Source organism: Saccharicrinis aurantiacus, assembly GCF_947489045.1.
Taxonomy (GTDB): Bacteria; Bacteroidota; Bacteroidia; order Bacteroidales; family Marinilabiliaceae; genus Saccharicrinis; species Saccharicrinis aurantiacus.
On the sequence record NZ_CANLCN010000013.1, the window covers coordinates 130,500 to 143,070 of the forward strand.

Sequence of the window (12,571 nt, forward strand, 5' to 3'; positions counted from 1 at the left end):
TAAAACCTAAACAGTATGATGAATAAAATAAAAACACTAGTGTTGTTATGCATTTTAAGTGTATCTGCATATTCACAAACATATTTAGATGCTTTAAGATATTCGCAACCTCAATACCAAGGTACTGCCCGATTCATGTCGATGGGAGGAGCCTTTGGTTCTTTAGGTGGAGATTATAGTGCTATTGGGGTTAACCCAGCTGGTATAGCAACTTACCGCTCCTCTGAGTTTTCCTTTACTCCATCCTTAATTATAAACTCTACAGATGGTGATTTTAATGGTGGAGACATTACTACAGATGGGAAAACTACGTTTGCCATAAATCAAATTGGATATGTAGGCACCTTCAAGCCAATGCGCGAAGTTAAAAAAGGAATTGTTAGTACGCATTTTGCAATTGGATACAATAGAAATAATAATTTCAATTACAAATCAATGGCGTCAGCAGCTAATTATGGAAATTCAATGACAGATATGTTCATGATTAATGCTAACAATGGTAATTTTGACTATAGAACAGATCTTGCTAATAATACTTATTTGATTCCTTGGGTGGATGACAATTCTAATCCAAATGGAGGATATTATACGAACAACCTTTACGGAGATGATACTGTTGACCAGACACGCATTCTTGAAAAAAGTGGTAACAGTAGCGACCTAAATATTTCAACGGGCGTAAATATCAGCAACGTGTTACAGTTGGGTGCCTCCTTCAATTTTAATATGTTATCCTATAAAGAAAGGTCTAACTATTACGAGCAATATGCACAAAGCAATGGAGAACCTCATCCTGATGTATTTTCTCAATACCGCATGTACGATTATTTGGATGTAAGAGGCAATGGTATTTCTTTAAAAGCAGGATTTATTCTTAAACCTTTACCGTTTCTAAGAATAGGCGGATCTTTCCATTCTCCTACTTGGCACACCATTAATGAAGATTATGGAAGCCAAATTGATGCCGATTTCCATTCTCATACATCAGAAAGCCAAAGAAGTGATTTTTATACAGATTATAAATTTACCTCTCCATTAAAAGCCATTGGTAGCGCATCTTTAATCATAAGTAAATTTGCTATATTGAGTTTTGATTATGAATACATAGATTACACTGCTGCTCAATTTAAAAGTACTACTAACGATTTTGGAGAGATTCAGTATTTAGATAATATCAATAAGGTAATTGAAGACACTTACACTCAAACTAATAATTTTAGAGCTGGTGTTGAAATACGATTTAATCCTCAATTTAGCTTAAGAGGTGGAGCTTCGCTTCAAGCCTCTCCATTTAAAGATGAACCTTATGATAATGAAATCAAAAGCTACACTGGTGGATTCGGGTACCGAGTAAATAATTTCTTTATTGACTTTGCTTACGTTTATTCTCAATATGGATTCAGCCAATACAATTACAATTGGGATACTGAGTACGATGAGGGCTTTGGAGCGCCAACTAAAGGAAATTATAATTCCACCGACCATTATGCAGTGATGACAATGGGTTGGAGATTCTAAATTGTTATGTAACTGCTATAATCAACAAAGGGTATTCATAAAAATGAATACCCTTTGTTGATATAATACTATTTAATTCTAAATATGAATAACTTCATCATAAGCGGCCGCGGCAGCCTCCATAATTGCTTCTGACATTGTTGGGTGCGGATGAATTGCCTTAACCAACTCATGACCTGTTGTTTCTAGTTTTTTAGCCACAACCAATTCCGCAATCATTTCTGTTACATTTGCTCCTATTAAGTGAGCTCCTAGTAACTCTCCATATTTTGCATCAAAAATAAGCTTCACAAAGCCATCTTTATGACCTGCTGCACTTGCTTTTCCTGAAGCAGAGAATGGAAATTTACCAACCTTTAATTCATGCCCAGCTTCTTTAGCAGCTTTTTCTGTCATTCCAACAGAGGCAACCTCAGGTGTTGTATAGGTACAACCTGGTATGTTTCCATAATCAATTGCCTGCACCTTCTCTCCTGCAATTTTCTCGACACAAGTAATCGCCTCAGCTGATGCTACATGTGCTAAAGCCTGCCCTGGAACAATATCTCCAATCGCATACACTCCAGCAACAGAAGTTTGATAAAATGCATCTACCTTAACCTTACCTTTCTCAACTTCGACTCCTACTTCTTCAAGACCAATACCTTCAATATTTGGACTAATACCAACTGCAGAAAGTACCACATCAGCTTCATGAACTTCTTCGCCTTTTTTAGTTTTGATGGTTGCTTTAACTTTAGCACCACTTGTATCTACACTTAATACCTCAGAAGAAACCATCACATTAATTCCAGACTTCTTAAACGATCTACCTAATTGCTTAGATACTTCTTCGTCTTCGAGAGGAACAATATTAGGGAGGTATTCAACAAGAGTTACTTTTACACCAATTGAATTATAAAAGTAAGCAAACTCACTACCTATAGCACCAGAACCTACAACAATCATTGATTCAGGCTTTTTATCAAGCGTAAGTGCCTTTCTGTAACCTATAATTTTCTCACCATCCTGTGGTAAGTTTGGTAACTCTCTACTACGCGCCCCAGTAGCTAAAAGTATATTTTTTGCATTAACATCTTGTTTTGAGCCATCGTCTTTAGTAACCTCAAGAGTTTTACTATCCTTAAGCTTACCAAATCCATTGATAACATCTATCTTATTTTTCTTAAACAGAAACTGAATACCTTTACTCATTCCATCAGCAACACCTCTACTTCGCTTAACCATAGCATCAAAGTCTGCCTTTGCCTCACCTTCAAATTTAATCCCATAATCTTCGGCATGTTGTAAATATTCGAATACCGATGCACTTTTAAGTAAAGATTTTGTAGGTATACACCCCCAATTCAAACAAATTCCACCTAGCTCAGCTCTTTCTACAACAGCTACTTTCATTCCTAATTGAGAAGCTCTAATGGCTCCAACATAACCTCCTGGGCCACTTCCTAGTACTACTAAATCGTATTGCATATTATTCTATTTGTAATTATTTTGATTAAAATGATTTCCTCATTTTTGGGATATCAATAAATTAACAATGTGTTTATAAAAAGGTTGATTGATTTAATAAAAAAGTCGGGAGATTTTATATTTCCCTCCTCAATTAATCACAAGGTTAAGAGATCGCAATTTATATTTAAAAGTTAAACCTATTTAATTTTATTAGCAGAAAAAGTTAAAGAGATGCTAAAATACAATCTAGTAATTTGTTTTTCTGATGCTTTTAGTAGATTTGTGTAACTAATTCAAAAAAATAACCTCTTTGAAATAAAAGGTATTAGAAAAATAAAATCATATGAAACACCTAATTTTAAGCCTAATGGCTTTATTTATTGTGTCAACAACATGGGCACAAAGCGCTAAACCTTCATTCTCATTTAATAAAACGTTACACGATTTTGGTGCAATAAAAGAAGCTGATGGTAAAGTCTCTTACAAGTTTACCTTTAAAAACACTGGTGCTCAACCTCTAGTAGTCCATAACGTAAGAGCCAGTTGTGGTTGCACAACTCCTGATTGGTCAAAGCAACCTATTGCTCCTGGTGCTAGTGGTTTTGTGAAAGCTACTTTTGATCCGAAAAATAGACCTGGTAATTTTAACAAAACTATTACTGTTACTGCAAACACAGAACCTAGAAACACCGTTTTAAGAATTACAGGAAACGTACAACAGAGAGAAAAGACTTTAGCTGATATCTATCCAAGAGAACTTGGTCCTCTTAGGCTTAAAACATCTCACCTAAGCTTCACAAAAATCACTCCTCAAGGAAAAAAAACAGAAGAAATAGAAGTTATTAACGATTCTAAAGAGGCAATTAGTATATCTTTTGGTAGAGTACCTGATCACATCACGATAACTGCATCTCCTGCGAAATTAGCACCAGGTCAGAAAGGAAAGTTTATTGCAAGTTACGATGCTTCTAAAAAACAAGACTGGGGTTTTGTTTACGATCAAATATTTGTGAACATCAATGACGAAGTTGACTATAAGAAACGTATTAGTATTAATGCTAACATTCAAGAAGACTTTGCTAACTGGACGGATGATCAGAAAGAAAATGCTCCTAAAATTAGTATTGATAATAAAATATTTGATTTTGGCGAAATCAAACAAGGAGCCAAAGCAGAACATACATTTGTTATTACAAATAGCGGAAAATCAAACTTGATTATTCGTAAGGTTAAAGCATCTTGTGGGTGTACAGCCGTTACTCCGGATAAAAAAGTAATTGGTCCTGGAGAAAGCACAAATGTGAAAGCTAGCTTTAATTCACAAGGAAAAACAGGTCGACAAAATAAGTCCGTAACTGTTATTACCAACGACCCCATGGCTAGTAATATATTACTTAGGGTACAAGGTAATGTAAACTAAAACATCTTTTAAAACATAGCTTAGGGAGTAATACATTCTTGTGTATTACTCCCATTTTTGCTTTATAGTACAATATATTAATTATAGCATGTCAAAAATAAATATTGAACTTAAAAGGGTTTCTGAACTTCTCCTCCTTGAAAAAGAAGAAGACTTAAAACAGTATCAACATAAAATGGCGAGTACATCAATTGTGCAACGCCGAAAAGAAGGTGTATGTTGGTATCCCGTCAATATTGAGCGAACGAGCTATAATGCAGGAGAACGTCTTTTAATTAGAATTACCAGACCAATAGAACACAAAGACAGCCATATTTTTCAATCGGGTAAACTCGTAAGTCTTTTTTCTAATAACGGCACAAACTCCGAAGCTAAAAATGCAGTAAGCGGTGTTATTAACCGAGTAAAGAAAAATGAAATGATTATCACCATTAATGGTGATAATGAACCTGATTGGATCAGAGATGGCAATATAGGGGTACAACTCCTGTTTGATGAAAACGCCTACTTTGAAATGATGCGAGCACTAAATATCGTAATCAATACAGAAGACGAAAGATTAACTACTCTTAAAAAAATCCTCTTATCTGATTCCGAGGCATATTTTTCAGACGATTTTACCATAGAACAAACGGAAAATAAACTTAATAGCAGTCAAACTGCGGCTATCAACCTTGTCCATAAAGCTAAAGATATTGCCATAATACACGGCCCTCCAGGCACCGGAAAAACAACTACTTTAGTAGAATCGATAAAACAAACTTTGAATTACGAAAAGCAAGTGTTGGTATGCGCTCCTAGCAATGCTGCTGTTGATTTACTTGTTGAAAAACTTCATAATAAAGAATTAAAAGTAGTAAGAATAGGACATCCTGCACGAGTAACAGAGGAGATTTTAGACCTAACTATTGATGCTAAAATTGCCAATCACAATAGCTATAAAACACTTAGGGCAATAAAAAAACAAAGTAATGAGTGTTACAACTTAGCACACAAATACAAACGTAACTTTGGCTCTGAAGAGCGCGAACAAAGGCGCTTACTTTTAAAAGAATCTAGCAAACTAAAAGACGAAGCGAAACAACTAGAATATTATATCACTAATGATGTTCTGGACAAAGCGCAAATAATTGCATGTACTTTAGTTGGGGCTTCCAACTTTCAAATTAGAGATAGAAAATACAACACCGTATTTATTGATGAAGCAGGGCAAGGTCTTGAACCGGCTACCTGGATTCCGATTACAAAAGCGAATAAAGTGATTTTTGCTGGAGATCACTTTCAACTACCTCCTACCGTAAAGTGCTTTGAAGCTGCAAAAAAAGGACTAAGCGAAACCCTTTTCGAAAAAGCTATTAAACGAAATAATGCTGATGTAATGTTGCAAGAGCAATACCGAATGAATAAAAACATTATGCAGTTTTCGAACCAGTACTTCTATAATAATAAACTAGAAGCCAATGAAGCTGTACAAAACTGGAAGTTATTCCCTGAAGATTCTGAAATTGAATTTATTGATACAGCAGGTTGTGGATTTCAAGAACAATCACATAAAGAAAACAAGAGTTCTTTTAACCCCGAAGAAGCCAATCTATTATTAAAGCACTTTACTAACTATATAGAGAACCTTGAGGCGGTCAACTATGAAGAAGAAATTTCAATTGGAATTTTATCACCTTATAAAGCACAAGTAAATTACTTACAGAATATATTTGAAGGAATTAACACAATACATCCACAACTTAAACTTTCCATCAATACTATCGATTCATTTCAAGGTCAAGAAAAAGACATAGTTTATATAAGCTTGGTAAGAAGCAACGACAAGTGTGAGATAGGATTTCTATCGGATTACAGAAGAATGAATGTAGCTTTAACAAGGGCAAAAAAGAAAATGGTAGTTTTAGGAGATAGTGCGACTATTGGAAATGATAAGTTTTATGGCGCATTTCTCGACTACATTAATGACATTAGCGCATATAGAAGCGCCTTTGAATACTTATCTCTTTAACGCCATTTGCGCAAATATTTAACTTATCCCACCATAATCTGTATTCAAATAATGGATTTCTTTTCAATGTTCTAAACAATACTGATATTCCGCTCATGAACGACAATGAGGGTAACAGGCATTAATTTTCATTTCGCTTTATACTGTAACTGCACAGCTGCTCAAATATACATTGTTATCAAATTATAAAGGAATAATATTGACCCAAAATAACAAATGCGCTAATTATAACAGACATAACCAGAATGACCTAAGCATGATGTTTAACAACATGTTAATATATGTAATTTTGATTGTTTAATTGGATTCATTTTAAAATATTGCAAGAGAATTCATCACACAATCACCACCTATTCCTATTTTCTATATCAAGCTAATAGGTGATCATATATCAAGAATAGAATATCATAACCTGCCCTTATTTCAACTCTGTTGATTCTCATTTTACTATTGGTAATTGTATAACACCAAAGTGTTATTGTACAACAAAACCACTAGTAGTATTTTTGTATCAAACAAGTGAAATAATAATATACTTTAGTCTAAAAAGAACCTGTAATGCTAACGAATATAAAATTCAGTATTTAAAACCATCATTTCGGTTTTTATTATTGATGTTTCAGTATTATTTAATGAAGATTTAGTAACAATTACTATAAATTTCGGGATAAGATTTATAATTAAAAATAAGCAATCTTTTTGATGAACTAATATTGTTAAAAAATGTTTAACAGATCGATTAACACATAGGATTATATCTTTTTTTTATATCAACCTATAAAAAGATTGTTTATTCATTATCAAATTTATAATTTGGAATCTGATTTAAAATTGTTGAGAACGAGTGAAATAAAAATACTTGTATTATTTAAATTTAAATAAATATCATGCAGTCAAAACTCCAGGAACTTACTGATAAACTTTATGCCGAAGGGGTTCAGAAAGCCCAGTCAGAAGCTGAAGCAATTTTAGCGAAAGCTAAAGCTGATGCTGAAAAGGTATTAGCAGAGGCTAATAAAAAGGCAGAAGAAGTAGTAAGCGAGGCTAATACAAAAGCCGCAGAAATTACTAAAAATGTTGCATCAGAGTTAAAAATGAGCTCACAACAAGCCATTTCATCACTTCGACAGCAAATTGAAACCAGCATTACATTAAAAGTTGCAGAACCTTCAGTAAAAGAAGTTTTTGGAAATGCTGAGTATCTCAAAGAAATTATTGTAAAAGTTGTAGAAGGATGGACAAAATCTGGAAACTTCGACATTAATTTAGCTTTAGCTGAAGCAGATAAAACTGAAATGGATAAATATATCTCCAACAGTTTGTCTAAAGAATTAAACGCAGGTTTATCATTCGAATTCAACAAAGGAATTAAAGCAGGTTTTAAAGTTGGACCTAAAGACGGGAGCTACGTAATCAGCTTTACTGAAGGCGATTTCCAAAACTTCTTTAAAGGATTCCTTCGTCCAAAAACAAATCAGTTATTATTTGAGGAGTAATTAGTATGGCAAATAAATACTATTGTTTGGTTGCCGGATTACCTGATATATTATTGGGTGATAAAAAAACTACGTATACTTCATTAACGCTTCTAGAAGCCTTAAAGGAAGAGCTTGCTGCCAAGGATATTGATATGGTACAAGCACTTTACTTACCTTTTGATCATAGAAACTTGCTTAACCTTATTTATAAGGAAGAGAAAGAACACGATCCGCGAGGTGTGTACACCACTTTAGAGTTAGAACCATTAACAGATAAGAAACATCTTGATACACTCGAAGATGTATCCTTTCCCTCATACATGGTAAGTTTTGCCAATGAGGTTCTTAATGCTGAAGAAGCAATTGATAAAACGCAAGCCGAGATACTATTAACACAAAAGTATTATGCTTACTTGCGCAATTTCAATAACCTTTTCTTAAATCAATATTTGGATTTTGAAGTCAATCAAAAAAATATTTTCACAGCCTTAAACGGTAGAAAATATCAGATAGATGTAGAAAAGGAGCTAATTGGTGGTGGAGATATTGTAGAGGCATTGGCAAAAAGTCGCTCGCGCGATTTTGGTTTAGCCGGAGAATTAGAATATATAGAGCCTATGATTCAATTATTTGAGGAGTCAAATATTTTGGATCGTGAACTAAAGATAGATCAATTAAAATGGGATTTTATTGAGGATGCTACATTCTTCAATTACTTTACTGTTGAGCGCATTATGGCCTTTGTTTATAAACTATTTATGGTGGAGCGTTGGTTATTACTATCTGAAGAAGAAGGCAGAAAGCTATTCAAGAGATTATTAAATGAATTGGAAACAAGTTACGAGTTTCCTGAAGAATATAAATTAAGCCATGGAAAGAAATAATAAAACCATCGGTAAGGTAGCCGGTATTATTGCCAACCTCGTTATTGTAGAGGTTGATGGACCTGTGGCCCAAAATGAAATCTGTTTTATTCAGCATCCAGAAAGTAACCTGATGGCTGAGGTAATTAAGATCTTGGGTAAAAACGTTTACGTTCAGGTTTTTGAAAGTACCCGTGGGCTAAAGATTGGTACAAATGTGGAGTTTGAAGGACACCTTCTTGAGGTAACTTTAGGTCCTGGTATCCTTTCTAGTACATACGATGGACTTCAAAACGATTTGAATAAAATGGAAGGTGTTTTCCTTAAAAGGGGAGACTACACCGATCCGTTAAATCGTGAAAAGAAATGGGATTTCACGCCAATTGCTAAAGCAGGAGATGCTGTTGTAGCGGGAGATTGGTTAGGAGAAGTTCCTGAAAACGGAATGCCACACCGCATTTTAGTGCCTTTTAAATTAGAAGGTTCTTACACTGTTAAAAGTGTTGTTGCTGCTGGCGAATATACTGTTGATGAAGAAATCGCTGTGATTACCGATGAAGAGGGTAATGACATTAAATTAACTATGGTTCAGAAATGGCCTGTTAAAAAAGCGGTTAAAACCTATAAGGAAAAGCCACGTCCGTTTAAATTATTACAAACGGGAACACGCACAATGGATACCTTAAATCCAATTGTTGAAGGTGGTACTGGTTTTATTCCTGGTCCTTTCGGTACTGGTAAAACTGTATTACAGCACAGTATTTCTAAGTTTGCCGATGCTGATATTGTAATTATCGCAGCTTGTGGTGAGCGTGCCAACGAGGTAGTGGAAATCTTTACTGAATTCCCTGAGTTAGAAGATCCAAAAACGGGTCGTAAACTGATGGAGCGTACCACTATTATTGCCAACACATCTAACATGCCTGTTGCGGCTCGTGAAGCTTCTGTTTACACAGCAATGGCCTTAGGAGAGTATTACCGTGCAATGGGACTTAAAGTATTGTTAATGGCCGATTCCACTTCGCGTTGGGCACAGGCACTTCGTGAGATGAGTAACCGTTTGGAAGAACTTCCAGGACCGGATGCCTTCCCGATGGATTTAACAGCAATTATCACAAGTTTCTACGCTCGTGCAGGTTTTGTATACTTAAATAACGGAGAGTCAGGTTCTATTACATTTATTGGTACGGTATCACCAGCAGGGGGTAACCTTAAGGAGCCAGTAACAGAATCTACGCGTAAAGCAGCTCGTTGTTTCTATGGTCTTAACCAAACACGTGCCGATGGTAAGCGTTATCCAGCAATCGATCCTATCGATAGTTATTCTAAATATTTAGAGTATCCAGAGGTAGTTGAAAATTTGAAGGAAACAATTGGCGAAAACTGGTTAGATAATGTCAACAAAGCCAAAACACTTCTTTTAAGAGGTAAAGAGGCGCAAGAGCAAATCAATATTTTAGGTGATGATGGTGTACCATTAGAATTTCATGAGCGTTTCTGGAATTCAGAATTAGTAGATGCCGTTATTCTTCAGCAAGATTCATTCGATAAAGTTGATGCTAACTGTCCTTTACACCGTCAGAAATTCATGCTTGAGAAAGTATTAGATGTTACCGAAATGAAGTTCAGCTTTGATTCTTTCGAAGATGTAAATGTATACTTCAAACGTATCATCAATACATTCAAGCAAATGAATTACTCTGAGTGGGAGTCTGATACATTTAAGACTTATTCTGAAGAGCTTGAAGGAATCATCAAAGAAAGATTAAATTAATTTTTGAAAATTATACATGCATGGAAACTCAAGCATTTCAAAAAGTATATACTAAAATTACGAACCTTACCAAGGCTACCGTAACACTTACAGCAACTGATGTAGGTAACGAAGAAATGGCTTTGGTGCACGGACGTATGGCTCAGGTAGTAAAAATCATGAAGGATGAAGTTATTCTTCAGGTTTTTGAAGGTACTGAGGGTATTCCTACTAATGCCGAAGTGGTATTTTTAGGCCGACCACCGCAAATTAAAGTAGGTGAGCAACTAGCCGGACGATTCTTTAACGCATTTGGTGATCCTATTGATGGTGGCCCAGATGTAGATGGAAAAGTGATTGATACAGGTGGTCCATCGGTGAACCCAGTTCGTCGTAAACAACCATCCGATCTTATCGCAACAGGTATTGCGGGGATCGATTTAAATAACTCATTGGTAACAGGACAGAAGATTCCGTTCTTTGCAGACCCCGATCAGCCATATAACCAAGTAATGGCAAACGTGGCCCTAAGAGCCGAAGCGGATAAAATTATTCTTGGAGGTATGGGATTATCTAACGATGATTACCTGTATTTTAAGAATGTATTTGATAACGCTGGTGCCTTAGATCGCATTGTGAGTTTTGTAAATACAACAGACGATGCTCCGGTAGAGCGTCTTCTAATTCCTGATATGGCACTTTCTGCAGCAGAATATTTTGCTGAGGAAAAGCAAGAGAAAGTATTGGTTCTGTTAACAGATATGACGCTGTTTGCCGATGCCTTATCTATCGTATCTAACCGTATGGATCAAATTCCATCGAAGGATAGTATGCCAGGTTCACTGTATTCTGATTTAGCTCGTATTTACGAAAAAGCAGTACAGTTCCCACATGGTGGTTCAATTACCATTATTGCGGTAACAACGCTGAATGGTGGAGATATTACTCACGCTATTCCGGATAATACAGGTTATATTACCGAGGGACAATTATTCTTACGTATGGATTCTGATGTAGGTAAAGTAATTGTAGATCCATTCCGTTCTCTATCTCGTTTGAAGCAGTTAGTAATTGGTAAGCAAACACGCGAAGATCATCCACAAGTGATGAATGCCGCTATCCGTTTATACGCCGATGCTGCTAATGCAAAAACAAAACAGGATAATGGTTTTGATTTATCAGATTACGATGAGCGTACTCTGAAATTCGCGAAGGAATATTCTGAGCAAATATTAGCTATTGATATTAATATTGACACAGAAAAGATGTTAGATACCACTTGGGATTTATTCCAAGATAACTTCAAACGAGAAGAGGTTGTTGTACGTCAAGAATTTGTTGATAAATACTGGAAAGAGAATTAGAATTTAGACTTTGAGATTCTAGATGATAGACTCTGTTTAAGGTCTAAAAGTCTCTTATCTCTTATCTAATTAATCTAAAAAGTTAATATGTCCGTAAAGTTTCAATATAATAAAACCTCTCAGCAAATGCTGGATAAGCAGCTCAAGATTCGTGAGCGCGCTTTACCCACGCTTCAGAATAAAGAAGCAGCATTGCGTATTGAGGTGAAGCGAGCCAAAAAGCAAGCCACAGAGCTTGAAAAGGAGCTTGAAACACAAATGGCGGACTTAGATAAAATGTCTCGTTTATGGGGCGAGTTTGATACCGATATTATTTCTATTGAGGATGTAATTCTCGAAAGTAAAAAAATAGCCGGTGTGCAAACTCCTGTTTTAACAGACGTAGTATTTAAAAAAGAGCCATTTGCGCTGTTTAGTAAACCAGTGTGGTTTTTAGATGGAGTAACAGTTGTAGAAAAACTGGCAAAAATTGCCATTGAGCGCGAAGTCTTTCTTAGAAAGATGGAGTTGCTTGATGTAGCTCGTAAAAAAACTACTCAGAAAGTGAATTTATACGAAAAAGTACAGATTCCAGGATATAAAGATGCCATCAGAAAAATTAAACGATTCCTTGAGGATGAGGAGAATCTTTCTAAATCGGCACAGAAAATTGTGAAAAACCGACAGGCTGCACAAGCCGCATTAGCAGAAATGGAGGCGGAATCATGATTCA

9 protein-coding genes are annotated in these 12,571 nt (G+C 35.5%); 8 read left to right on the top strand and 1 reads right to left on the bottom strand.

The window, feature by feature from the left end:
• Nucleotides 1-15 precede the first annotated feature (15 nt).
• Entirely contained in the window at nt 16-1,518 is a 1,503-nt protein-coding gene (locus QMO11_RS15140) for an OmpP1/FadL family transporter (RefSeq protein ID WP_282038057.1), read from the top strand.
• 78 nt (nt 1,519-1,596) lie between these two features.
• Here QMO11_RS15140 and lpdA read toward each other — a convergent pair whose 3' ends face one another.
• Complete coding sequence (lpdA, locus tag QMO11_RS15145; protein WP_282038058.1) at nt 1,597-2,988, bottom strand: dihydrolipoyl dehydrogenase; 1,392 nt, start codon at nt 2,986-2,988, stop codon at nt 1,597-1,599.
• Nucleotides 2,989-3,313: 325 nt separating this feature from the next.
• Here lpdA and QMO11_RS15150 point away from each other — a divergent pair, with 325 nt between their 5' ends.
• The 7 genes from QMO11_RS15150 to QMO11_RS15180 all read left to right on the top strand — a co-directional run bounded on the left by QMO11_RS15150 (nt 3,314) and on the right by QMO11_RS15180 (nt 12,567).
• Nucleotides 3,314-4,390, top strand: coding sequence for a DUF1573 domain-containing protein (locus tag QMO11_RS15150; RefSeq protein ID WP_282038059.1), 1,077 nt, complete (start codon nt 3,314-3,316; stop codon nt 4,388-4,390).
• Nucleotides 4,391-4,478: 88 nt separating this feature from the next.
• A complete protein-coding gene (locus tag QMO11_RS15155; RefSeq protein WP_282038060.1) occupies nt 4,479-6,401 on the top strand; it encodes an AAA domain-containing protein in 1,923 nt (640 codons plus the stop codon).
• A gap of 887 nt (nt 6,402-7,288) precedes the next feature.
• Nucleotides 7,289-7,897: a V-type ATP synthase subunit E gene (locus QMO11_RS15160; RefSeq protein WP_282038061.1), complete on the top strand. Its 609-nt coding sequence runs from the start codon at nt 7,289-7,291 to the stop codon at nt 7,895-7,897.
• 5 nt (nt 7,898-7,902) lie between these two features.
• Nucleotides 7,903-8,763, top strand: coding sequence for a DUF2764 family protein (locus tag QMO11_RS15165; RefSeq protein ID WP_075601738.1), 861 nt, complete (start codon nt 7,903-7,905; stop codon nt 8,761-8,763).
• Nucleotides 8,750-10,516: a V-type ATP synthase subunit A gene (locus tag QMO11_RS15170; RefSeq protein ID WP_075601737.1), complete on the top strand. Its 1,767-nt coding sequence runs from the start codon at nt 8,750-8,752 to the stop codon at nt 10,514-10,516. The genes QMO11_RS15165 and QMO11_RS15170 overlap by 14 nt, the downstream gene beginning before the upstream one ends.
• A gap of 20 nt (nt 10,517-10,536) precedes the next feature.
• Nucleotides 10,537-11,859 carry a V-type ATP synthase subunit B gene (locus tag QMO11_RS15175; protein WP_282038062.1) on the top strand — a complete coding sequence of 441 codons (1,323 nt, stop codon included), beginning with the start codon at nt 10,537-10,539 and terminating at the stop codon, nt 11,857-11,859.
• Between the two features lie 87 nt (nt 11,860-11,946).
• Entirely contained in the window at nt 11,947-12,567 is a 621-nt protein-coding gene (locus QMO11_RS15180; RefSeq protein WP_282038063.1) for a V-type ATP synthase subunit D, read from the top strand.
• Nucleotides 12,568-12,571 lie beyond the last annotated feature (4 nt).